We start from the raw sequence: 23,096 nt of genomic DNA on the forward strand, positions 1-23,096 counted from the left end.
AGAAAATAACGACGCTCATACATTTATTTCGAGCTTTTTCGCTTCGATTCAGCTTTTGGCGCCCGAATAATTGCACCTGCGCCTCTATTTGAATAAACCGAAGCGTTTCGCCCGAAATAAGTGTACCTGCGCCGCTATTTTCTGTTTGAAACCTTACCCGGATTTTTGGACATACTAAGAACCTTCGGTTCCGCCGCTTTGCGCGGGGAAGCGAAGGTTCTTTGTGCGAATCAAAAAGCGCTCAGCCGCGCAAGATCTCGATCTCGTACTCGAGAGACGTTTCGTGATCTTCGGCTTTGGTGCCGAGCCGAAAGACGGTACGCTCGCCTTCGAGCCGGACGGACCGCGGGAGCGTGTCTTCGATCAGCACGCCGTCTGCGTAGACCAGGCCGTATTTGCCGGCCGGGGCGGCGCGGAAAGAAATCTCCGCCGTGTCCGCGGGAACCCGAAGAGTGCAGCGGGCCATAGCCGGATCGAACGGGAGGTCGAGCGAGCCGGCGGAGAATTCGAGCAGGCGCAGCGACGGATCGGCGCCGAACGGCCGCATCATGCGCAGAACCTCGAAGATGCCTGTTTCCTGGCCGTTTACCCGGAACGCGACATCGATCTGTTCCCGTTCGCCGATCAGTTCCGCCGGCAGCGTATAACGATGGGTGTGAAAGCCGCGGCTGGCTGCGGAAGGCGGAATCCCGTCCGCGACGATTGCGCCGCCGGCTTCGATCGCGATCGGCCGGTCGCCGCGGTGCCCGGAGAAGAACGTCGCTTCCAGCACGTGCTCGCGCCGCGGGCGAACGCGGAGCGTATACCCGAACCACCCGCCGCTTTCGGCGCGGCGGGTCGTGCTGCCGTCCCAGACGTCGACAAACGTTCGCTCGCCCCGAATCGCGTGCTCCAGTTCGTACTGGTCGTTGCCGACCGGCAGGCTGTCGACGGTGGCGTCGTCCACGCGTCCTCGGCGTTTGGCATCCAGGATATGCCGCTGAAGTTCCGGCGAATCGGCCTGCACGATGCGCCAGTAGATCCCGTAGCGCTCGCCGTGCCGCTTGTAATGCGGCGTGAACACCAGCCGTTCGTCCTCGTCGGTGCCGCGCAGGGCGAACTCCAGGGCTTCGCCGCGCCGCTTCCAGCGCGACTCGAACGAGTCCAGCCATTCGCCGGGATGCCCGCTCACGGTAATAAAGTCTTTGACGAGCATGCTTCTCGTCGGCACGCTCACCGCGACGCCGGTCGCGGACTCGGCCATGTCTTCTCGGCCGAGCCCCGCGCTGAGCACGACCGGGCCGTACTTGAACGCGACCGCGTGCGGCGCGTCCGGCAGCTCGATCGCGCGCAGCGTCATCGGCAGGCGCAGCTCGACCTCGTCGCCGTCGGCCCAGACGCGGCGAATGGCGGCGAAGCCGCCCTGCGCGCGCAGCGGCGCGCGCTCGCCGTTGAGCGTCAGCTCCGCTTCGCCGGCCAGCCAGTCCGGCAGGCGGAAGCGGAGCGAGACCGGCGCGGTCTGCGGCCGCGCAAGCGAGACGACGAAGCCGGCCGTCTCGCGCTCCGGCAGGGCGGAGCGCTGCGTCAGGCGCAGGCCGAATTCGTCCTCGGCGTCCAGTTCCGAGGAGATATACTGGTGGACGAGGATGCCGTCGCCATCTTGGAAGTACAAGCTGTCGTTCAGCTTGGTGAAGCTTTCCATGCCGGTGCCGGTGCAGCACCAGAAGTGCTCGAACGGCGAGCTGTAGACTTTGAAGTAGCCGGTCGCCATCGGCTGGAAATACATGGTCATGCCCGTATGCGGATGCTGCGACGAGACGATGGCGTTGAGAAACGTATTTTCGTAAAAGTCCGCGTATTTGGCTTCGCCGCTCAGCATAAACAGCTCGCGCGTCAGCTTGAGCATATTGTAGGTGTTGCAGGTCTCGGCGGTGAAATTGGAGCGCTCGCGGTCCAGTTTGTCCGGCTCGCCGAAATGTTCCCATTCGCTGTTGCCGCCCGTGATATAGCTGTGATGCCCGGCGACCATGTCCCAGAAGCGCTGCGCCGCTTCCAGATAGAAGCGCTCGCTCTCGCCGAGCGTGCGGTAGCGGTTCAGCGCGCCGATAAACTTGGGGATCGTCGTATTGGCGTGCTTGCCGGTCAGGATATCGCGCCCTTCGCGCACCGGACCCAGCAGCGTCAGCTCGTCGAAGCGGTGCGCGGCGTCCAGATGGGCGCGCTCGCCGGTCAGTTTGTACAAATCGTACAGGCAGTCGTTCATGCCGCCGTATTCGACGGCGAGCACCGCCGCCTGGATTTCCGGCGTCCAGGCTTCCGTGCGGCGGGCGATCCAGCCGCCCAGCCGCGCGGCGATGTCCAGCGCCGCGCGGCTTCCGGCCGCTTCGTAAGCGGCGGTCAGTCCGGCGACGATCTTGTGCATCGTGTACCAGGGCACCCAGGCCGGCTGTTTGCGTTCGACGCGGTCGAACAGCTCTTCCGGGAAAGCGGACAGATAGCCGCTGTCGAACTGGCATTCTGTCAGTCCGGCGGCAAGTTGTTCCAGCCGGATCTTCAAATCGGCGTCGCCGGAGGCGGCGTAAGCCTGGGCCAGCGCTTTCAGGTAATGGCCGAGCGTATGGCCGCGGATCTCGGTGCTTTCCCAGCCGGGATATTTGGCCGCGAGCGGCTCAAGCCCGCGCGTTTCCCGGAACCCGGCCAGCAGGCGGTCCGGTTCGTAGTTTTTCAGATAGCGGATTTCGCGGTCGAAAGCATTGTTCAGATAAGCGTCGGCGATGCGGACCCGGTCCGGACGGAACCCGGTCAGCGCAAGCGGCGGAGCGGAATATTCGATCGGCATGGCAGTTCTCCCCGTTTATCAAGATAGGATATGAAAGTCTTGTCTTCCCCAGCTTACCGGCCGCCCGCGGGAGGGTAAATAGCCCAACGTTCGAATCAGTGTCAAAACGTTGGAGGCTTGCGCCGAAAAATCGGCAAATACGAAGCGGAAAAACCGGAAACGAACGGACGAAACGCCGTCAAGCCGCGCGCGGCGCGCATTCTGAGCCGCGAGGTCGAAAGCTTGTTTCGACCGAAGCGGGTGTCAAAACAGGCAGAAGCGCCAAAAACTCCGTTCGCCGGTTGCGGCGAACGGAGCAGGGAATCCCGCTTATGTTTGGCGAAACTTAACGACCGGCCGCTTCGGGCTTCCGATCGTCAATCCCCGGAAACCGGAAGCCAGACGGCCATCTCGCCGGCGCCGCGGTTGCCCCACAGATAATAAGGCACGGCCGTGATCGTCGTATCTTCGCTGCGCGGAGGTTCCGTGCGATACAGCGGCGCGTCCGCCGCTTCTTCGCCGTTCGCAGCCGGAAGCGTTCGCCGTCCGGCCGTTTCCAGTGCCACGGCCCCGCCCGGCAGATCGCCGGCCCGGCGCTCGACGAAGCCCGCTTCCGCCGACAGCTTCAGCGAAGACACCGGCTCGCCGTTGTCGGCGCTTTCCGCGCAGTAGACCAGCGGCCCGCGCTGGATCGCCGCTTTGTGCGCGTCGGCGCGCAGACGAGGATCGGCATACACGAGCCGAGCCTGCATCGGCAGGCGCACTTCCACAAGGTCGCCGCCGCTCCATTCGCGGCGCAGCACCAGATAGCCGCTCTCCAGCTTGCCTTGCTCCGCGGATACGGGCTCGCCGTTGACGAGCACCGTCATGTCCGGGCACCAGCCCGGCACGCGCAGCGCCAGCGCGAACTGCGCGGTCCGCTCCGGCTGCACCGAGAAAGCAGCCGTGCCGTTCCACGGCAGCTCCGCCTGCTGCGAGATTCGGACGTTCGTTCCGCCGAGCTTTGCGGACAATTCGCTGCCGATATACAGATTGGCGTACAGCGTATCGCCGCTCTGCGTATAGACGTAGCGGTTTAGCGACGCCAGCAGGCGGGCGACGTTCGGCGGGCAGCAGGCGCAGCCGAACCAGGCCTGGCGCTCGGCTTTGACGTGCCGGCGGCCCGGATTGTGCGAGCAGGCCTGCGGCCACACTTCGAGCGGATTGACGTAGAAGTAATGCCGGCCGTCCTGGGACATCGAGCCGAGCACATTGTTGTAAAGCGCGCGCTCCATCACGTCGGCGTACTCGCTCTTGGGCTCCAGCAGCAGCATGCGCTGCGCGAAAAAGATCAGTCCGATCGACGCGCAGGTCTCGGCATATACCGTATCGTTGGGCAGATCGTAGTCGAACGTGAACGCTTCGCCGTGATGCGTCGACCCGATGCCGCCGGTGACGTACATCTGTTTGTGTACGACGTTGTTCCACAGGCGCCGGCAGGCGTCTTCCAGTTGGCGGTCGTCGTTCAACCGGGCGAGATCGGCCATCGCGGTATACATATAGACGGCGCGCACGGCGTGGCCGACCGCTTCGGACTGCTCCCGCACCGGCTTGTGCGCCTGCAAATAGAACGTGTCCAGGCGTTCGCGCGGAAGCGGATCGAAGTGGCCGACCCTGCCGCGCCGTTCCCATTCTTCCCGCAGGAAGTTGGGTTCCTGCCCGCGCTCGTCGATAAAGAACGAAGCCAATTTCAGATACCGGTCTTCACCGGTCAGCCCGTGCAGCTTGACGAGCGCAAGCTCGATCTCCTGGTGGCCGTCGTACCCGCGCAGCTTGCCTTCTTCGGGGCCGAATACGGATTCGATATGATCGACCATCCGCCGCATGACGCCGAGCAGTTTGTCTTTGCCGGTCGCTTCGTAATAAGCGACGGCCGCTTCGATCATATGCCCCGCGCAGTACAGCTCGTGGCAGTCGGTCAGATTGGTCCAGCGTTTGCCGGGCTCCTTGATCGTAAAATACGTGTTCAGATAGCCGTCCGGCTGCTGCGCTTCGGCGATCAGGTCGATCAGCTCGTCCGCCCGGCGTTCGAGATCGGCGTCCGGACGGATTTGCAGCGAATAGCCGACGGCTTCGAGCCATTTGGCCACGTCGCTGTCCTGGAACACCCAGCCGTGGAACTGCCCTTCGGCGCGTCCTGCGGCAATCTCGAAATTGCGCACCGCGCCGCTGGGTTCCGCGCCTTCCGCGCGGTCGTGCAGCGCTTCGTATTGGTACGGGATCACGACGTTTTGGACCAGATCGGTATAGCCGGACCAGAACTTGTCGTTCAGGGACGCGCCGGAGGAAGCGGAGGCCGCCGCGGCCCGGGATGCGCGGTCGGCGCCGGCGCGGGAAAGATTCGCGGAGCCTGAATTTGCGGAATTGGAATTCATGGTTTTCTTCCTTTCGAAGCATGATTTCGCTTTCATTACTGCGCCGCGGCTTGGGGCCGGCGGGCGAAATGCGCGATTCGTTCCTGGCATATCTTCATTATATTCCGTACAATGTACAGGAAACGACCGCTTAAATCTCCCGATTTTTTGTCCGATTTCACACTGGACGAGATCGGATTCGGGCAGAAACGGATCAAGCGGACGGATAACGCGGGACGTCACGAGAAAAGGAAGAACGAATATGCCGAATCCATCGCCTGTCATTCACCTCGCCGCGCCGCCGTTTCCGTATTTTCTGGAATGCGGACGCACCGTATACGCTCCGGGCGACAGCCATCCGAACCGCCGCAATCTCGGCATGTTCGATCTGATCCTGGTCGAGCGGGGCGAATTGTTTATCGGGGAAGAAGAGCGGAGCTGGACAGCCGGAGCCGGGCGGGCGCTTCTGCTGCTGCCCGATCGCTACCATTATTCGGTCCGGCCGTGCGAACGGGAAACGAGCTTTGTCTGGATTCATTTCCGCACGCTGGGCGAATGGCGGATCGGCGAAGAAGGCGGGCCGGTCTTGGTGGACCGCGAACAGCACGCGGACCGGTTCGGGACGCCGCCTTATACGATCCGCCTGCCGCAGTTCGGGGCCCTTCCGGGCGCGCCGGGCGGAAGCGGGGAAGGGGAGCGTCTGCTGCGGCTGGCCGAGCGCAGTTTGTCCGGCGCGGTGTGGGAGCGCCAGCGTTTGTTCGAAGAGCTGCTGCGCGCGCTCGATCTGCGCAGGCGAGAGCCTTCCGGCGGCAGTCCGGCGGAGAGCGTGGCCGAGCGGACGGAAAGTTATATCCGCGAGCATTACGCGCAGCCGCTGACCGGCGCTTCGCTGTCGGAGGCGCTGCATTTTCACTACAATTATTTGACCCGCTGCATGAAAAGGGTCAACGGGCTGACGCCGATGGAATATCTGGCGGAATGCCGGCTGGAGCAGGCGCGGCTTCTGCTGCTGCGTACCGAGCTGTCCGTGGCCGCGGTGGCCGAGCGCGTGGGCTTCGAGACCGCGCCGTATTTCTCGCGCCGCTTCGCCGAACGCTTCGGCGTCTCGCCGCTGCGGTTCCGGCAGCGGCATACGCGCTGATCGGCGGCGAACTTTTTGAAAGATCGAGCAATCGAACAATGCCTCCGGCTTACAGCCGGATGATCGCAGGAAAAAAGGAGGAATCGATAATGAACGAAGAAAAGAAGCCGCATCGATCGTCGTGCTGCGCGCCCGAACGCGCGAAACTTTCTATTGAAATTCCGCATCCAAAACCGCAGGCCGCATCTGATGCGCAAGGCGGCGGAGCGGAGGGCGGCAGAGAGCGGCCCGCGCTTCCGGACCTGATCGACCTGGACGGCGGCGCGTTCCTGATGGGCACCGACGACGCGGACGGTTTTCCGCTGGACGGGGAAGGGCCGGTGCGCGAAGTGACGGTATCGCCTTTCCGCCTTGCCCGCAGCGCGGTCACCAACCGGCAGTTCGCCGCTTTTATAGAAGACACCGGATACCGCACCGAAGCCGAACGGTTCGGCTGGTCGTTCGTGTTTCATCTTTTTCTGCCCGAGGATATACTGGCGGACCGCGCCAATATCGTGGTGCAGACTCCCTGGTGGAGAGCGGTGCGGGGAGCCGATTGGCGGCGTCCGGAAGGACCGGCCTCGAATGTGGAGCAGCGGATGGACCATCCGGTCGTGCATGTCAGCTGGAACGACGTCCAGGCTTACTGCGCGTGGGCGGGCATGCGCCTGCCGACGGAAGCGGAATGGGAGTTTGCGGCCCGTGGAGGCCTGGTGCAGCGGAAATATCCGTGGGGAAACGAACTGACGCCGGACGGGCGGCATATGTGCAACATCTGGCAGGGACAGTTCCCGGTTCGCAACGACTGCGAAGACGGTTACGCGGGCACCGCGCCGGCCGAATCGTTCGAACCGAACGGCTACGGCTTCTATAATATGGCGGGCAATGTGTGGGAATGGTGCGCGGACGACTTCGACGCGCGCTATCACCGCTCCACCGACTGTGTCAATCCGGTCGGGACCGGCGGAGGCGCGGAAAAGTCGATGCGCGGCGGTTCGTATCTGTGTCATCGTTCGTACTGCAACCGCTACCGCGTGGCCGCGAGAACGCGCAATACGCCGGACAGTTCGTCGGGCAACACGGGATTTCGCGTTGCGGCGGACCGGCCGGCGGACAGCTGAGTTCATTTTTTTAAAATTCGAGTTCGTTCATCAGCATAAAAGCTCCGCCGGCCGCGACCGCGTTGCCCTGCAGCTTGGTTTTGGAAAAAACCGGCGTGTATTCGCTTGTGCCGGGCAGATTCTTGATCGCGATATCGACGGCCGTTTCGTAAACGAGCGGAGCGGCTTCGACCAGCGGACCGCCGAGCACGATACATTCGGGATGCAGGATATTGATCAGGTTGGCGAGGCCGATGCCCAGATAGGCGGCGGTCTCCGTGAACTGCTCGCGCATAAACGTATCGCCCGCGTTCAGCGCATCGGCCAGATCGGAGAAGCGGAGGTCTTCGGGATCGCGATCTTTAAGCAGACCGCCGCGTCCGAGCTTGAGCTGCGCCCGCACCCGATTCTCCAGCGCCCGCACCGATACGAACGCTTCCCAGGCTCCGTAATTGCCTCTTTCCTCCAATCTCGGACCTCCGATATCGACGATCATCTGCCCGACGGCGTCTTCGGGATCGACCGCGCCGCGAATCAGCCGGCCGTCCGACATCATCGCAGCCCGGATGCCGACCCCCGCATGGACATACAGCAGATGCCGGATTTCGCTTTCGCGCATCGCCCAGTGTTCGCCGAGCAAAGCCGTGTTGGAACCGTTGTCGATCCGCACGGGAACTTTCAGCCGCTGCTCCAGCAGCTCGCGAATCGGCACGTTGTTCCAGCCTTCGGCTTGAAAAAACTCGCCCCGTTTGATAATTCCGTTTGCGCGATCGAGCGGACCGACCGCCCCGACTCCCGCTCCGAGGATATCGCCCGGCGTCAGCTCCCTGCCGGCAAGCCATTTCTCCGCTTCTTCGCCCACCGCCTCGACCAGTTTGGCCGGCGTCATCTGCGCATCCATTTTCCAGCGTTTGGACTCCAGCGGATTCAGGTGCATGTCGTACAGGCCGAGCGTCGAATAAATCCGTGAAATCTCAAGACCGAACAGATAGCGGTAAGTCGGATTGGTCTGGAACAGGATCGGTTTGCGCCCTCCCGTCGAGTTCCCCAATCCGGAGATGCGAATCATATTTTGCGCGGTCATATCGTCGAGCAGCCGGGTCATGCTGCTGCTGGTTATCGAAAAATCCTGCATCAGGTCGGCTTTGGATACCGTGCCGAGACGAAGGATTCGGCGGTACACTTCTTTTTTGATCGAAGGCCGGGTACGGGTGATCATGACTAAACCTCTCCATTTCCGAGTTAATAAGTCGGGTTCATTTCATTATACGGGAAACACCATGAGGTTTACTACACTAAAAGCATAGGAATAATCTACTTAATACCAAAAAAAGATTTACTTTAATCATATTCTGAAAATTCAGGTCGTTTTCAAACGTTTAATTCGATTTTATGACGAAAAATAAAATTATTTCGAAAACTTAAATTCATTTTGGAATTAATGCGGTATAATGAATAAGACAATCGGTTCGGAAAAAGTGTTAAAGGAAGGAGGAGAAGAAATGAAATTGGTTTTACAGCCCAGCGGGACGTCCCGGCTAAGGCTGATTCCGCAAATTTTCGCCGTGTTCTGCAAGATCGGCCCGTCCACCTTCGGCGGAGGCTATGCCATGATCGCCACGATCGAAAAAGAAATCGTGGACCGCAAAGGCTGGATGGACAAAAGCGAGATGGGAGACATGATCTCCGTGGCCGGCTCGGCGCCGGGCGGGGTCGCGGTCAACGCGGCCGCTTTTATCGGCTACCGGCTCGGCGGAGTAATCGGCGCGCTGGCGGCCGTGACCGGCATTACGCTGCCGACGCTGGTCGTCGTGCTGCTGCTCAGCCTCACTTACGCTCTGTTCAAAGACAATCCCAAAGTCGAAGCGGCGCTCAAAGGCGTTCATGCGGCGGTCGTCGCCCTCATTCTGGTCGCGGCCTGGAAAATGGCGCGTTCTTCGCTGTTCGATGTCGCGACGTATACCCTGGCCGCGGCCGCTCTGGCGATTCTGCTGTTTACGAATCTGCACTCGATCTGGCTGATTCTCGGCGGTCCGGCGATCGGGGCGGCCGTGGTCGCCATCCGCAGACTGAAACGTCCGGACGTGCGCACGGAACCGGGAACGCAGGAATTGGACAGCTCGGCGATGATGCCCGAATACTATATTTAGAAGGTGGACGTTATGCTTTGGGAGCTTTTTGTTCTTTTTTTCAAAGTCGGCTGCATGGCTTTCGGCGGAGGCTACGCGGTCATGAGCCTGATCCAGCGCGAAGTCGATCATAAAGGCTGGATGGGAGCCGAGCGGTTTCAGGAGATCGGATCGCTGGCCGGCATGGCCCCCGGATCGATCGCCACCAACAGCGCCACGCTGATCGGCTACCAGCAGGCCGGTATGCCCGGCGCCCTGATTGCCACCACCGGCATTATCCTGCCTTCGATGCTGCTGGTCGTGCTGCTCGCCGCTTTTTTCGTCAAACTTCAGCACAGCCTCGGCGTCCGTTCGGCGTTCTACGGCCTGCGCCCGATCGTGACCGCGCTGATCGTATACGCCGCGATCCATTTCGGCTTCGGCGGCCGCGCGGAAGCCGGCGGCCTGCTCGGCTGGCAAACGCTCGGTATGCTGCTCATCTGCGCCGGCTGCCTGCTTGCGATCGTCAAATACAAATGGCACCCCTTCGCCGTGATCCTGATCTCCGCCGCCGCCGGCATCGTCATATTCTGAATTCCGCCCGGGCCGCCAATGGTGCAGCATTGCACTTCTGTTACGAACAGGAACTTCTTTCTCCACACCCTTAAAAGCTCCGGTTTCTGCAAGGAACGGGATCTTTTAAGGGGTCGGAAAAGTTCTTTTCACAGCGAAGCTAATAAGCGGAGGAGAAAATTTCGTGTAGGAGACTTGGCGTTCGCCTTTGAAACCGGGAAGATACCCCTGAAATCTAATCAAACTTCCTGGTTTCAACACGCGACCGAAACGAATTTTCTCCGCAGCCCCTAAGCTTCTACTACGAATAGGACTTTTGTGTAAACCCGAAGATCCGGTTCCCCCAAAGGAACCGGATCTTTTTTTTACCTCACACAATTAAACGCTCAACAATCGCCCGAACCGTGTCGATGATATAGATAAACCGGAATCCGGAGCGCCGACGGCAGGGAGTGAGCCGCGGGATGCGCCGGTCGGGATTTACGATTCTGCGGCGAAGGAGAAGCGCCATGAGCATATTAATCGTCGATGATTCCATGCTGAACCTGGCTTACCTCCGGCATGTGCTGACCGAAGCCGGCTACGAAGATATCCAGACGGCTTACTCGGCGGAAGCCGCGCTGGAGCGCCTGGGTATGGACGGCGGAAAAGTTCCGCGCAAAGCCGCTCCGTTCGACCTGATTCTGCTGGATATCGTCATGCCGGACATGGACGGAATCGAAGCCTGCCGGCTGATCAAGAACTGTCCGCCTTACAGCGACCTGCCGATTATTTTCCTCACGGGGGACCGCAGGCATTTCAAAGAAGCGTTCGGGGCGGGCGGTATGGATTTTATCGAAAAAGGAGCGCCCGAATACGAACTGCTGGCCCGCGTGCAGTCGGCGATTCGGCTCAAGCAGGAGACCGATATTCGCAAAAGCCGGGAAACCGGCCTCATCAAAGAGCTTCATCTGGCGAAACGCGTGCAGAAAAGCGTGCTGCCGCCGCCGTTCGTCGAACCGGATATCCAGATTCACAGCCAGTATATTCAATCCGACGAAGTATCGGGCGACATGTTCTACTGGACGCGGATCGACGAGAACCGCTGCGGCGTGATCCTGATCGACGTGGCCGGGCACGGCCTGTCTTCGGCGCTGATCAGCATGTCGGTCCGTTCGCTGCTTGCCGGCATGGTCAAGCGCCTGGCCGAGCCGGTCGAAGTATGCCGAGAGCTCAACAAGCAAATTCTCAGCTTGTTCGGCGGCAAGCGAGGAGCGGTTTACCTGACCGCAATTTATCTGCTGATCGATATTCCGGCCGGAGAAATCCGTTATTTCAATGCCGGCCATCCGCCGGGACTGCTGTTTTGCGAAGACCGGCCGGCGCAGTATCTGGAAGGAACCGGCGTTCCGCTCGGGCTGCGCAAGACGCTCAAGGGTGAAAGCGGCGTTTGCCGTTTCGACGGCGCGTCCAAGATCCTGCTTTATACCGACGGGCTGGTGGAGACGCCGAGAGCGTCGATCCGCGACGGAATCCGCGAGCTGGAAACTTATTCTTCCCGCATCCGCTATCTGCCGAACGAACGCTTTACCGAGAAGTTGGCCGAACGCGGGCGCGGCAAGGAAGACGACGTTTGCATCGTATCGATCCAGCTGGGATAACAAAGCCCCGGCCGTTATTTTTTAAAGTTAAATTGCATCGTTGCGGGAAAGGAGAATGAGTCCCGATGGAAAGATCCATTATTACAAGAGCGAAAAGCGCCGAAATGGCGGTGGAAGAAGCGCTGAAACTGCTGGCCGTTTCCCGGGAAACGGTACAGATCGAAATCCTGGAGCCGGGAGGCCGGGGGATGCTCGGGCTGGGAGGGAAGTTGGCCGTCGTCAAGGTCGTTGTGCTGCCGCCGGCTTCGGCCGCGGCGCAAACACCGTCTCCCTCTTCGACTGGCGCCGCTTCCGAGGCCGCGGAAGCGCCGCGCTCGGGAGAACCGCCGGCCGATCCGGGTGCGCCGCCCGCCGCCTCGCCTGGTTTCTTGGAGCAGGCTGCGCGTCCTGCGGAGACTGCCGGGTTGGGAAGAGACGGCTCGGCGGAGCGGCGCGAGTCCGCTTCCCCGGCAGCGTCCGCGCCGGTCTCGGTTGCGACCGAGCTTGCCTCCGCGTCCGGAACGCCGGAGACTGCGGCGCAGGAAGCTTCGATCGGCATCGTCGGCGGGCGGTTCGTGATCGAAGCGACGGGAGGCAGCCATCCGCTGCTCACGCCTCCGGCCGGCGTTCTGATGTACAAGAACGGAACGCCGATCGAAGACAAAGTATCGGTCGCTCCGGAGGACCGGATTACGCTGGAAACCCGGCCGGAGCCCGAGGAACCGGTATGGACGCTCGAACTCGACGACAAAGCGATGCAGGCGAAGCTACAGTTTCGTCCCGCTTTTGCCCGCACCTTTACTTTGCTCGACAGCGAACCGCGTCCGCATCTCGTCGTACCGGTGGAAGAAACCCGGACGCCGCTGCCGCTTCCGGCCGAAGCGGTCCGCGAGCGGCTGCTTGAACTCGGCGTAGTCTACGGCGTTCGCGGCGACCGCATCGCCGCGGCCTGCGCTTCCGAAACGCCCGGCATGTTCGTGGTGGCGGAAGGAACTCCCGCCGTCGAAGGCGCGGACGGCAAATTCGAGCTGACGTTCGAGACCGAAACCAAGCGTCTCGGTCCGCAGAGCCGCGAAGACGGCACGATCGATTACCGCGAGATCATCGAGTTTCCGAACGTAACCGAAGGGCAGGTGCTGGTCCGCACGCTGCCGCCGCGTCCGGGCCGGCCTGGACGCGATCTGCTCGACCGGCCGGTGGAGCCGAGAGCGGTTAACGCCGTACAGCTGATGGCCGGCAAAGGCGTATCGGTAACGGAAGACGGCAGACGCGCCGTCGCGCTGGTATCCGGCATGCCGCAGCTCAAGAAGCAGGGCATCCGCATCCATCTGTCGATCCTGCCCAAGCTGGTCCAGCGCGGGGACGTCGACTTGAAGTCGGGCAATATCCGTTTTCGCGGCGACGTGGAAGTATCGGGCGGCATCCAGAACGGCATGGAGGTCGAAGCGTTCGGCAGCCTGACCGTCAAAGGCACGATCGGATCGGCGGCCGTCGACGCTTCCTACTCGCTGACCGCGGGCAATCTGATCGGCGCCAAAGTCAATGTGGGCAAAGGCAATGCGTTTCTTCAAGAAATCGAGCCCCTGCTGCTGGAGATCGCTTCGCAAACGCAGCTGCTGCAATCGGCGATCGGCCAACTGGGCCAGACCGCGGCGTTCAAGCTGAACGACCTGCAGCAGGCGGGGCTGGGCGCTCTGCTCAGCGTGCTGCTGCGGGGCAAGTTCAAGTCGCTGAACCAGACGCTGACCCAATTTATGCAGCAGATGGACAAGAACGAAACCCAGCTTGAAGACGAGTGGAAAGCTTATGTGGCGGAGTTGAAGCACGGTTTCTTCGACGCCAGAAGCGGCGGCTTCCGCGGACCGTCCGAGCTGGACGCGTTCCGCCGCCGCACGCTGGATCTGTACGGCTCTATCTGCGGACCGCAGGATCGCCCGATCTTTATCGATCTTCAGTATGCCCACAACAGCCATATCTACTGCGGCGGCGGCGTGCGCTCCGCCCGGGGCGCTTACAACACGATGCTGTTCTGCCAGGGGATTCTCGAATCCGGCGGCACGCTGCGCGGCGGCGTCTACTTCGCCGGCCGCGGAATGAGCATCCGCGAAGTGGGGGCTCCCGGCGGCGTCGCGACCAAGCTGCAGGTGCCGGATACGGCTTTCGTCAAAGCGGTCCGGGTGCTGGAAGGAACCGTCGTCCAGGTGGGCAGCCGTTCGTTCCAGTTTGTCGAAGAAGCGCAGAACGTGAACGCGAGATTGAGTCCGTCCGGCGAACTGCTGCTGTTCTGAACGGCCGGCGGAAGCACGGCCCGCTGCATCACCGATCTTAAATCAAACTTTATCAAATTGCTGGGAGGTCCCGGATTATATGTTCGCTTACAAAATTCAGGAAAACGGGCAGGAAGCGATTGTCATGTTCGAGGGCGATATCGACATCGATAGCAGCGAAGTGGTCGAAGAAGACATTTTGCCGGCCGTGTCGGCGTATTCGAGCATTCGGCTGAACTTTGGAGAAGTGTATTTCGTCGATTCTTCGGGGATCGGCCTGATTATCCGCATGGTCGACGAACTGCGCGAAGCCGAACGAAACGTTCGCATCGAAGCGGTCCGGCCGGAAGTGATGGAAGTGTTCGAACTGCTGCAAATCCACGAGATTCTCGGGGAGGAAGTGTTCGGCTGATCCGCCTGCAGATCGGACAAGCGCCGGACGGCAGGTATTCTATTCGAGTGAGAGGTAAGCGGAGATGAATGCAAAAATCGGGTATTACCCGGCCTGGACGCTGGCCGGCTGTCTATACGGGGCGCTCCTGGCCATGGGATCGGGTCAGGTGAACTGGACCCAGGTGCTGCCGATCCTGGCGGTTACGCTGCTGCTCGATCTGTTCCCGATCCGGCTGATCAGCGGTGACGAATTCGGAGCGAGCCTGATCGGCTATCTGTCCCTGCTGATCGGTTTCGGTCCTTACACGGCGGCGGTGTGCATCTTGATCAGCTGCCTGGTCAACGAACTGCGGCAGTCCAGGCTTCGGCTGCCTTTGTTCGATCCGGCGCGCTGGATGCTTCGGACGTGCATCTATACCGTGTGCATGCTGGCCGCGGCTCTGGTTGTGCGGCTGCCTTTGTTCGATCACGCTTCGATCTACGTCCAGGCGGCGGCTGTCGCCCTCGCGTACAAATGCGTCAAGATTCCTTTGACCGCTGTCGTGCGCCGGGCCGCGTACGGCACGCCGATTATCGCGGGAATCCGCAACCGTCTGCGCGAAGCGCCGGTGCCGATCCTGCTGTGTATTGTGGTAATTCCGCATTTCCTGGAGAACCTGGCGCGCAACGGAACGTTCTACGAGCTGGCTTACACGGGACTGCTGCTGTTCTTTATCTTGTACTTCTCCAGGGTGTACCTGCGCGAAGTGACGGGCTGGCGCCGGACGTTCGAGCGTTTCGCGCTGCTGTTCGAAGAACGGCTCTCGCCGGATATGGAAGGACACGGCCGGCGCACCGGCGTGATCGCCGATCATGTGCTCGACAGCATCGCTTATCCGCGCGAGAAGAAGCGCGACTTTATCCAGGTCGCGATTCAGCACGATATCGGCAAATCGGCGCTGCCCGCTTATCTGTTCAACAAGCGCGGCGCGCTGTCCCTGTCGGAGGAGCGGGAATATCAGTCCCACAGCGAGAAGGGCGCCGATATTATCCGCACGATCATGCAAAGCGACGAGATGGCGAAGTGGGTCCGGCACCATCACGAACGCTATGACGGCAAAGGCTTTCCGGACGGGCTGAAAGGCGAGGAGATTCCGTACGAATCGCGGATTCTCGCCCTGTGCAGCCGACTGGAGCATCTGCTGCGGCAGGAAACCGACGACGAGAAAGTCGCGGCCCGGTTGAACAAACTGGCGGGCAAAGAACTCGATCCGGCCCTCGCCGGCGCAATCGACCGTTCTTTCCTGCTCTGGCTGCGCGATATGCTCGCCGCGGAACCGGCTTCGGCCGATTCGGCCCCAAAACCGGCGCAGGAAAGCGCCGCGGAGGTTGCGGAAGAAGAAAGCGGTTCGTTCGTCGGCACGAGCGCGATGCTCAAGCTGTCTTCGGACGGGCTGCTGTACGGACTGGAACAGCCGGCGCTCGAAGAATCGCTTGTGCCGCTGGCCCGCAGAGCCGAATCGCAGCAGGTTTCTTTTTACGAAATCCTGCGCAGCGAAGGCAAGACGTACGAAGCGCATTTCTACCCGGAGCACGGGGAAGTGCGGATCGTGCTGACGGATATTACGCCGGCTATCGCTTATCGGGAAAAGCTGAACGAAGACACGCTGCGCTCGTACCGCGAAGTGATCGGCGCGCTGTCGGAAGGACGCGTCACGCTGTGTCTGACGGCCGGCGAAGTGTCCGAGCGGCTGGGCGGCAGACTGGATCTGCTGAAGGTCGAAGGCCGGCCGGATGTCGGTCCCGCGCGGGATATGGCCGCGCGCTTTATGCCCGCCGACGATCCGAAGCGCTCGATGAAAGTGAAGCTTGCGGTATCGGAAGCGGCGACGAACCTGCTCAAGCATGCGACCGGCGGCGAAGTGACCGTTCTGCGTTCCGGCGATTCCCTCCAGGTGCTGATTCGCGACCAGGGTTCGGGCATCCCGCTGCACGAGCTGCCCAAAACTTTTCTGGTCGGCTACAGCAGCAAGCGCTCGCTGGGAAGAGGCTTTGCGGTGATGTATGCGTCGGCGGAGCGCGTGTTCCTGTACACCGACCGCGGCGGCACGCTGCTGCTGATGGAATTCGACGACGTTTTCCCGGCGGCCGAGCCGGCCCGGGAAAGCGAGCTTTCCGCTTCGCTGCCGGCTTTCGGACCGGGCGAACGCCGGACGCTTTCGGGCGAGAACGCCACGGCTCTGCGCCGGGCGGAGTAGGGGATAGGCAAAGCTTGATTTCAAAGCTGGAAAATACGCAAATTCAGAGACGGTCTCTTATTCAAGAGCCGTCTTTTTTTCGCGCTTTTTTTGATAATCGGGCCTACTGTTTGTACAAATGCGTTCTTTTCTTGCATTTTTTCTTTAATTTTAAAAAAGTAAACGTCGGATCTTGTAGTTTCCTATAGGCGTATTCTATGATTAAATGAAATGTAAGAAAAACTGACTCAAATATAGGATTTTAAATAAAAAGAAGAGTCGGAAAGGAGAGAAACATGATTGAATTTCATGAAGTGGATAAGTTTTATGGAGATTTTCAAGTTTTGAGTAATATAAGCTTACATGTAAAGGCCGGAGAAGTCGTAGTGGTGCTTGGACCTTCGGGATCGGGCAAAAGCACGATGCTGCGCTGCATCAATCGGCTGGAAGAAACGAACAGCGGAACGCTGACGGTTAACGGCATAAGGGTCGATGAACGGAAAACGGATCTCAACAAACTGCGCCGCAATATCGGAATGGTCTTTCAGCATTTCAATCTGTATCCGCACAAAAAAGTGATCGACAACATTACGCTCGCGCCGATCAAGGCGCTCGGCGTCTCCAAATCGGAAGCGGAGAAGACCGCCATGCATTATCTGGAGAAAGTCGGAATCGCCGATAAAGCGCAGTCTTTCCCGTCGCAGCTTTCCGGCGGCCAGCAGCAGCGGGTGGCGATTGCAAGAGGACTTGCGATGAAGCCGCAGATCATGCTGTTCGACGAACCGACGTCGGCGCTCGATCCCGAGATGGTCGGCGAAGTGCTCGATGTGATGAAGGCGCTGGCGCGCGAAGGCATGACGATGGTCGTGGTCACGCACGAGATGGGCTTCGCCCGCGAGGTGGCGGATCGCGTCGTGTTTATGGACCGGGGCCGGATCGTGGAAGAAGCGCCGCCGGAACAGTTTTTCTCCGCGCCGCAGGAAGAACGGGCCCGATTGTTTCTGAGCCGTTTGCTTAATCACTGACCGTTGTCGCTTTCAACAATTTATGGAGAAAAGGGGTATATTCCATGACCAAACGCACAAAAAAGATGTCCGCCGTTCTGCTGGCCGGTTTGTTCTCGCTGTCCGCCCTGCTGGGCGCATGCAGCACGACCGGAGGCACAAACGCATCGGGCGAAGCCGCGGGTTCCGCCGGTTCGCAGCTCGACGCGATCAAGGAACGCGGTAAACTGGTCGTCGGCGTCAAATACGATACCAAGCTGTTCGGCCTGAAAGATCCGGCAAGCGGCGAGGTTCAGGGCTTCGATGTGGATATGGCGCACGCGCTGGCCAAAAGTATACTCGGCGACGAAAGCAAAGTGGAATTGAAAGAAGTTACGTCCAAAACGCGCATCCCGATGCTCAATAACGGCGATATCGACATGGTTGTCGCGACGATGACGATTACGGACGAGCGTAAGAAGGAAGTGGATTTTTCCGATGTGTATTTTCAAGCCGGCCAATCGCTGCTCGTCAAAAAAGGCAGCCCGATCGCCGGGATCGACGACGTAACGGCGGATACGACGGTTATGGCGTCCAAAGGCGCGACGTCGATCGCCAATATCGAAGCCAAAGTGCCGGGCGTCAAAGTGCTCCAGTTCGATAATTACCAGGATGCGTTCAACGCGCTCAAAGCGGGGCAGGGCGACGCGCTGACGACCGACGACGCGATCCTGTACGGCATGGCCGCGCAGGACCCGAACTACGAAGTGGTCGGCGAGCCGTTCTCCGACGAGCCTTACGGAATCGCGGTGAAGAAAGGCGAGACGACGCTGGTCGAAGCGGTCAATAAAGGACTCGCCGATATGAAGTCCGACGGTTCCTACAACGAAATGTACAAAAAATGGATCGGCAAAGAACCGGCGGCCGAATAAAGCGCAGCCGACGCCGGAATCGAAGCCGCGGGCACTGAACGGTCCGGATAAGCTCAAGGAGGTGCAAAGGGCATGCTGGATTTCTCCATTTTGACGAATCATCTGCCGGAGTACGGGGAAGGGTTCCTGAATACGATCAAAGCGAGCGTATTCGCTCTGCTCGGAAGCTTTGTGCTGGGAACGATCATAGCCGTCTTTCGGATCAGCGGCTTCAAGCCGCTGCGGTTGATCGGGGCCGCGTATGTGGAATTTATCCGCAATATTCCTATTCTGATCGTGGTGCTGTTCTTTTTCCTGGGACTGCCTTCGCTCGGGTTCAAGCTGGACGGATTCCAGGCGGGGACGCTGGGGCTGACGGTATACACGGCCGCTTTTATCGCGGAAGCGATCCGCGCCGGCATCCAGTCCGTGCCGGCCGGACAAACGGAAGCGGCGCGCTCGTCGGGCATGACGTATATGCAGACCATGCTGCACGTTGTTCTGCCGCAGGCGATCAAGCTGGTTATTCCGCCGCTAAGCAACCAGTTTATCAATCTGATCAAAAATTCGTCCGTGCTCACGATCGTATCGGGATTCGATCTGATGTATTTTGCCGATATCATCAGCAGCGAAACGTACGTCACGTTCAGTACGTATATTTTCGCCGCCGTGTTCTATCTGCTGCTGACTCTGCCGCTCAGCTTCGCCGCGCTGGCGCTGGAGAAGCGTCTGGCCCGAAGCGCCTGATCGCGGCCCGCCCGCGCAAAGCGCAAAGAAAGCAAACGGAAAGGAGAGAATCCTATGGACTTTGCAGGCGCCTATTCGCCGGACAACCTGCGTTTTCTGGCGGACGGGCTTAAATTGACGCTTTACGTTGCCGCCGTTTCGATCGTGCTCAGCTTCGTATTCGGCACGATTGTCGGAACGCTGCGCTATATGCGGGTCCCCGTGCTGTCGCCGGTGCTTGCGGTGATCGTGGAGACGCTGCGCAATCTGCCGCTGCTGCTGATTATTTTCTTTATCCAGTTCGCGCTGCCGGAAATCGGGTTCAAATTCACCGTGACCGCCGGCGTCATTACGGCGCTGACGCTGTTCGAAGCGGCGATGATCTCCGAGATCGTGCGCGCCGGGCTTCAGTCGATTCCGAAAGGACAGACCGAGGCCGCCCGTTCGTCGGGGCTCGGCACCTATCAGACGCTGCGCTATATCGTGCTGCCGCAGGGGTTGCGCCGGATGGTGCCGCCGCTCGTCAGCCAGTTTATCTCGCTGCTCAAAGACACATCGCTGGCCGTGATCGTCGCGCTGGCCGAGCTGATGCACAACGCGCAGATCGTCATGGCGCAGAACCACAACTATCCGATCCCGATCCTGCTGCTGATCGCTCTGGTTTATTTCGCAATCAATTATACGCTGTCGCTGCTGTCGCGCAGACTCGAAGCGCGTACGACCTGATCTTTGTGCAAAAAAGTATTCGCCGCCCGGCTTCCTTCTGGAAGCCGGGTTCGGTGCGTTAACCAATAGGCGCTCTCCGGCGTAAACCGGATAATTTTGCGCGGTCCACGGCCTGAAAACGCATCGTGGAGAAGCGGATTTGTGATATGGTAATAATTAAGCGATTTTTTAGTGGCGGCGCGTCGTCAAAGCGTTGTGCAGACGTTCCGGCGGCGTGCGCGCGGCAAAGGAGAACAGCGGACCATGCAGGCCTTTTTCCGCAATGAAAAAGTACAAATGTTCGCGGTCGCGCTGGGAACGGCGGCGGCCGGCGAATTCAAGATCAATCCGGTGCCGGGCGATCTGTTCCGCATCGGGCTCGGCGGCAGCGCTTTTCTGCTGTTCCTGCTGCTGATGAACCGGCTTCCCTTTATCAAAACGGGGCTGTGGACGGCGGCGGTCGTCGTCGCGTTCCGCACGCTGCTCGATCTGGTCTTCGCGCCCGCCGGCGGCTTCAGGCTGAGCGGCGAGCTGGCGGTGCATATCTCGGGCGGGCTTTATTACCTGGTGTTCGCGCTCGGCATGCGGACGATCCAGCGGCGGATCGAGCGCATGAATCCGCTGCTGCTCGGCGCGGTCTGCGCCGGCATCGACCTGACGTCCAACACGGCGGAGATGTGCTGCCGCTGGCTGCTGAACGGCTCGGATATTTCCAACGCGGCGACCTGGGGCTATATCGCGCTGGTAGGCGCGGTACGCGGATTTTTTATGACGGGATTGTACAGCAGCATCGCCGTCAGCCAGATCCGGGCGCTGAATCTGGAGCAGAACAAGCGGATGGAACAGATGCTGGCGGTCAGTTCCGGCCTGTACGGCGAAGTGTTCTATTTGCGCAAGTCGATGGACGCGATCGAACATGCGACCGGCAGCGGCTACAGGCTGTACGCCGATCTCAAGCGCGAAGGGCTGGCCGACTTCAGCCGCCGCCAACTTGCGATCACGCAGGAAATGCACGAAGTCAAAAAAGATTCGCAGCGGATTGCGGCCGGTCTGCTCAAGCTGTTCGAACAGGAAGCGAAAACGCGGCTGTCGCTGGGTGAGATCGCCCGTTATGCGGTACGCGGCAACCAGAAATACGCGATGATGCTGAGCAAGCAGATCGTGTTCGATGTGCGGATCAGAGCGGATTATCACACATCCGAGCATCTGCCGCTGCTGTCCCTGCTCAACAACCTGCTTGCGAACGCGGTGGAAGCGATCGACCGGTCGGGCGCGGTCGGACTGGAAATCTATACGGACAACGACGATACAGTGCTGCTGGTAACCGATACCGGCCCGGGAATCCCCGAGAAAGACCGCGAGCTTGTATTCGAACCGGGCTTTACGACCAAGTTCGGGCGCGAAGGCTCGGCGGCGACCGGGATCGGGCTGTCGCATGTCCACGATATCGCGCAGACGCTGGGCGGAGAGATCCGGCTGTTCCTGCCCGCGGGAGACGTGTGGAGCACGGCGTTCGAAGCCGTTTTTGCCACGGAGGCGCTGAATAAGGGGGAATAGACGCATGGCGTCTTTTTGTATTATCGACGACGATCCGGCAGTGCGCGCGATGCTGTCGAATATTATAGAAGAAAGCGGGCTGGGCGAAGTGGTCGGCACGGCGAGGGGCGGTGAAGAAGGCGCGCGGGTCGTGTTCGATACCCGGCCCGATATCGTCCTGATCGACTGGCTGATGCCGGACCAGGACGGACTCGAAACGCTGGAGCAGCTCAAAGCCCAGGGTTTCCGGGGCAAGTGCGTGATGATCTCGCAGATCGAAGACCGGGAAATGGTCGGCGAAGCGTACCGTTCGGGCATCGAATTTTTTATCCGCAAGCCGATCAACCGGATCGAGGTGGAGACGGTGCTGGGCAGGGTCGGCGAGCACTCGGAACTCAGCCGCTACCTGAGCGAGCTCCGTTCTTCGCTGTCGCGGCTGGAGCGGATCGGCCAGGCGCCGCCGGGCCGCGCCTTCGAGCCTTCGTCCAAACGCAGAAGCGCGTCCGACGTGCTGCGCCCGATCTATATGAACCTGGGCATTCTCGGCGAAGCGGGCTGCGCGGATATGACGGCGATCATGGAGAATCTGCTGCGCCGGGGACAGCCCGACTGCTTTCCGCCGCTGCGCCGGCTGTACGAGGAAGCGGCCGCGGTTCACAAAGCTTCGCCGAAGGAGATCGACAAAGAAGCGAAAGCGGTCGAGCAGCGCATCCGGCGTACGATTACCGCCGCGCTGACGCATCTGGCGTCGCTCGGATTGACCGATTACGGCAATCCCAAATTCGAACACTACGCGCCGCTGTATTTCGATTTCGAAGACGTGCGGGCCAAGATGAAAGAGATCGACGAAGGACACGGCGACGGCAGGAACAAAGTCGGCATCAAAAAGTTTTTGCAGGTGATGTACCTGGAGATGAAGGATCGGCTGGAGGCGGAATGAGCAAAAGCTTATTCCGTTTTTTTGTTTTTTAATAGGAAGGGTTTTGCCTTATCAATGTTTTGTATAAGCAAATCGAAAAACTCTATTAGCCCGGAAGCATTTCGAGTGATAAAGTTAACAGCAATCAATCCCGAGTAAACAAGTGGGTGATGTAAAAATTAAAGCGGGGGTGCGCAACATGAGTGAAGTTTTCCGGAGAGCGGAAGCCAAAGACGCGGAGCGTCTGGCCGATATTACGTACCGCGCCTACGAGCTGATTCGCGAGCTCGGCCTGCACTGGCCCGCGGCCCATGCCGATCTGCCGCTGGTGCTGCAAAATATCGGGGAAAACGAATGTTATCTGCTCGAAGAAGACGGCAATCCGGTGGCGACGGTGACGCTGTCCACGAACGGGGAAAGCAAAGCGATCACGGAATTTCCTTTCGTCAAATGGTTCGCCGTCGATCCCGAGGTGTCGAACAAAGGTTACGGCGGACGGCTGCTCGACTGGGTCGAACGCGAGATCGTGCTGGGCAAACACGGACACCGCGAAGTCACGCTGGCGACGGCGCAGAAGCATCCGTGGCTGGTAGAGATGTACGAACGCCGGGGGTACGAACGCATTTTGGAGCTCGACGCGAAGAACGGGGACGGCATCATGTACCTGCTTCGCAAAAATATCGCGGATTACAGCTATGCCGATCCTTATTCGGTCCAAAGGGGATAATAA

Annotated in this window: 18 protein-coding genes; 15 read left to right on the top strand and 3 right to left on the bottom strand. The window is 60.1% G+C overall.

Features of this window, described 5'->3' with window-relative positions; all coding sequences use genetic code 11:
• Positions 1 to 241: 241 nt before the first annotated feature.
• Positions 242 to 2,818, bottom strand: a complete 2,577-nt coding sequence (locus tag QWJ34_RS04945) for a beta-L-arabinofuranosidase domain-containing protein (RefSeq protein ID WP_302725965.1) — start codon at positions 2,816 to 2,818, stop codon at positions 242 to 244.
• Between the two features lie 356 nt (positions 2,819 to 3,174).
• Positions 3,175 to 5,211: a glycoside hydrolase family 127 protein gene (locus tag QWJ34_RS04950; protein ID WP_302725966.1), complete on the bottom strand. Its 2,037-nt coding sequence runs from the start codon at positions 5,209 to 5,211 to the stop codon at positions 3,175 to 3,177.
• 241 nt (positions 5,212 to 5,452) lie between these two features.
• Here QWJ34_RS04950 and QWJ34_RS04955 point away from each other — a divergent pair, with 241 nt between their 5' ends.
• Entirely contained in the window at positions 5,453 to 6,331 is an 879-nt protein-coding gene (locus tag QWJ34_RS04955) for a helix-turn-helix transcriptional regulator (protein WP_302725967.1), read from the top strand.
• Between the two features lie 89 nt (positions 6,332 to 6,420).
• Positions 6,421 to 7,431 carry a formylglycine-generating enzyme family protein gene (locus tag QWJ34_RS04960; RefSeq protein ID WP_302725968.1) on the top strand — a complete coding sequence of 337 codons (1,011 nt, stop codon included), beginning with the start codon at positions 6,421 to 6,423 and terminating at the stop codon, positions 7,429 to 7,431.
• A 10-nt stretch (positions 7,432 to 7,441) separates the two neighbouring features.
• On the opposite strand, the gene QWJ34_RS04965 is transcribed toward QWJ34_RS04960, so the two are convergent.
• Entirely contained in the window at positions 7,442 to 8,629 is a 1,188-nt protein-coding gene (locus QWJ34_RS04965; protein ID WP_302725969.1) for an ROK family protein, read from the bottom strand.
• Positions 8,630 to 8,912: 283 nt separating this feature from the next.
• On the opposite strand from QWJ34_RS04965, the gene QWJ34_RS04970 reads away from it, so the two are divergent.
• The 13 genes from QWJ34_RS04970 (at position 8,913) to QWJ34_RS05030 (ending at position 23,093) form a co-directional block, all read left to right on the top strand.
• On the top strand, positions 8,913 to 9,560 hold the full coding sequence (locus QWJ34_RS04970; protein ID WP_302725970.1) for a chromate transporter: 648 nt from the start codon (positions 8,913 to 8,915) through the stop codon (positions 9,558 to 9,560).
• A gap of 12 nt (positions 9,561 to 9,572) precedes the next feature.
• On the top strand, positions 9,573 to 10,112 hold the full coding sequence (locus QWJ34_RS04975; protein WP_302725971.1) for a chromate transporter: 540 nt from the start codon (positions 9,573 to 9,575) through the stop codon (positions 10,110 to 10,112).
• A 488-nt stretch (positions 10,113 to 10,600) separates the two neighbouring features.
• Positions 10,601 to 11,731, top strand: coding sequence for a PP2C family protein-serine/threonine phosphatase (locus QWJ34_RS04980; protein WP_302725972.1), 1,131 nt, complete (start codon positions 10,601 to 10,603; stop codon positions 11,729 to 11,731).
• Between the two features lie 65 nt (positions 11,732 to 11,796).
• Entirely contained in the window at positions 11,797 to 13,998 is a 2,202-nt protein-coding gene (locus QWJ34_RS04985) for a flagellar assembly protein A (protein WP_302725973.1), read from the top strand.
• 79 nt (positions 13,999 to 14,077) lie between these two features.
• Positions 14,078 to 14,389, top strand: a complete 312-nt coding sequence (locus QWJ34_RS04990; protein ID WP_302725974.1) for an STAS domain-containing protein — start codon at positions 14,078 to 14,080, stop codon at positions 14,387 to 14,389.
• A gap of 64 nt (positions 14,390 to 14,453) precedes the next feature.
• Positions 14,454 to 16,607, top strand: coding sequence for an HD domain-containing phosphohydrolase (locus QWJ34_RS04995; protein ID WP_302725975.1), 2,154 nt, complete (start codon positions 14,454 to 14,456; stop codon positions 16,605 to 16,607).
• A 275-nt stretch (positions 16,608 to 16,882) separates the two neighbouring features.
• Positions 16,883 to 17,611 (top strand): amino acid ABC transporter ATP-binding protein, encoded by a 729-nt coding sequence (locus tag QWJ34_RS05000; protein ID WP_302725976.1) that lies wholly within the window; start codon positions 16,883 to 16,885, stop codon positions 17,609 to 17,611.
• A gap of 44 nt (positions 17,612 to 17,655) precedes the next feature.
• Positions 17,656 to 18,501, top strand: a complete 846-nt coding sequence (locus QWJ34_RS05005) for a glutamate ABC transporter substrate-binding protein (RefSeq protein ID WP_302725977.1) — start codon at positions 17,656 to 17,658, stop codon at positions 18,499 to 18,501.
• A 72-nt stretch (positions 18,502 to 18,573) separates the two neighbouring features.
• Positions 18,574 to 19,227 (top strand): amino acid ABC transporter permease, encoded by a 654-nt coding sequence (locus tag QWJ34_RS05010; RefSeq protein WP_302725978.1) that lies wholly within the window; start codon positions 18,574 to 18,576, stop codon positions 19,225 to 19,227.
• A gap of 54 nt (positions 19,228 to 19,281) precedes the next feature.
• Entirely contained in the window at positions 19,282 to 19,932 is a 651-nt protein-coding gene (locus QWJ34_RS05015; protein ID WP_302725979.1) for an amino acid ABC transporter permease, read from the top strand.
• Positions 19,933 to 20,175: 243 nt separating this feature from the next.
• Positions 20,176 to 21,468, top strand: a complete 1,293-nt coding sequence (locus QWJ34_RS05020; RefSeq protein ID WP_302725980.1) for an ATP-binding protein — start codon at positions 20,176 to 20,178, stop codon at positions 21,466 to 21,468.
• 4 nt (positions 21,469 to 21,472) lie between these two features.
• Positions 21,473 to 22,387 (top strand): response regulator, encoded by a 915-nt coding sequence (locus QWJ34_RS05025; protein WP_302725981.1) that lies wholly within the window; start codon positions 21,473 to 21,475, stop codon positions 22,385 to 22,387.
• Between the two features lie 178 nt (positions 22,388 to 22,565).
• Entirely contained in the window at positions 22,566 to 23,093 is a 528-nt protein-coding gene (locus QWJ34_RS05030) for a GNAT family N-acetyltransferase (RefSeq protein ID WP_302725982.1), read from the top strand.
• The last annotated feature ends 3 nt before the right edge of the window (positions 23,094 to 23,096 follow it).

This window comes from Saccharibacillus sp. CPCC 101409 (assembly GCF_030518235.1).
Taxonomy (GTDB): Bacteria; Bacillota; Bacilli; order Paenibacillales; family Paenibacillaceae; genus Saccharibacillus.

Bases quoted from the DNA above. Each gene is read 5' to 3' on its own strand.
- QWJ34_RS04945 (WP_302725965.1), bottom strand. From the start codon at position 2,818: ATGCCGATCGAATATTCCGCTCCGCCGCTTGCGCTGACCGGGTTCCGT.
- QWJ34_RS04950 (WP_302725966.1), bottom strand. From the start codon at position 5,211: ATGAATTCCAATTCCGCAAATTCAGGCTCCGCGAATCTTTCCCGCGCC.
- QWJ34_RS04955 (WP_302725967.1), top strand. From the start codon at position 5,453: ATGCCGAATCCATCGCCTGTCATTCACCTCGCCGCGCCGCCGTTTCCG.
- QWJ34_RS04960 (WP_302725968.1), top strand. From the start codon at position 6,421: ATGAACGAAGAAAAGAAGCCGCATCGATCGTCGTGCTGCGCGCCCGAA.
- QWJ34_RS04965 (WP_302725969.1), bottom strand. From the start codon at position 8,629: ATGATCACCCGTACCCGGCCTTCGATCAAAAAAGAAGTGTACCGCCGA.
- QWJ34_RS04970 (WP_302725970.1), top strand. From the start codon at position 8,913: ATGAAATTGGTTTTACAGCCCAGCGGGACGTCCCGGCTAAGGCTGATT.
- QWJ34_RS04975 (WP_302725971.1), top strand. From the start codon at position 9,573: ATGCTTTGGGAGCTTTTTGTTCTTTTTTTCAAAGTCGGCTGCATGGCT.
- QWJ34_RS04980 (WP_302725972.1), top strand. From the start codon at position 10,601: ATGAGCATATTAATCGTCGATGATTCCATGCTGAACCTGGCTTACCTC.
- QWJ34_RS04985 (WP_302725973.1), top strand. From the start codon at position 11,797: ATGGAAAGATCCATTATTACAAGAGCGAAAAGCGCCGAAATGGCGGTG.
- QWJ34_RS04990 (WP_302725974.1), top strand. From the start codon at position 14,078: ATGTTCGCTTACAAAATTCAGGAAAACGGGCAGGAAGCGATTGTCATG.
- QWJ34_RS04995 (WP_302725975.1), top strand. From the start codon at position 14,454: ATGAATGCAAAAATCGGGTATTACCCGGCCTGGACGCTGGCCGGCTGT.
- QWJ34_RS05000 (WP_302725976.1), top strand. From the start codon at position 16,883: ATGATTGAATTTCATGAAGTGGATAAGTTTTATGGAGATTTTCAAGTT.
- QWJ34_RS05005 (WP_302725977.1), top strand. From the start codon at position 17,656: ATGACCAAACGCACAAAAAAGATGTCCGCCGTTCTGCTGGCCGGTTTG.
- QWJ34_RS05010 (WP_302725978.1), top strand. From the start codon at position 18,574: ATGCTGGATTTCTCCATTTTGACGAATCATCTGCCGGAGTACGGGGAA.
- QWJ34_RS05015 (WP_302725979.1), top strand. From the start codon at position 19,282: ATGGACTTTGCAGGCGCCTATTCGCCGGACAACCTGCGTTTTCTGGCG.
- QWJ34_RS05020 (WP_302725980.1), top strand. From the start codon at position 20,176: ATGCAGGCCTTTTTCCGCAATGAAAAAGTACAAATGTTCGCGGTCGCG.
- QWJ34_RS05025 (WP_302725981.1), top strand. From the start codon at position 21,473: ATGGCGTCTTTTTGTATTATCGACGACGATCCGGCAGTGCGCGCGATG.
- QWJ34_RS05030 (WP_302725982.1), top strand. From the start codon at position 22,566: ATGAGTGAAGTTTTCCGGAGAGCGGAAGCCAAAGACGCGGAGCGTCTG.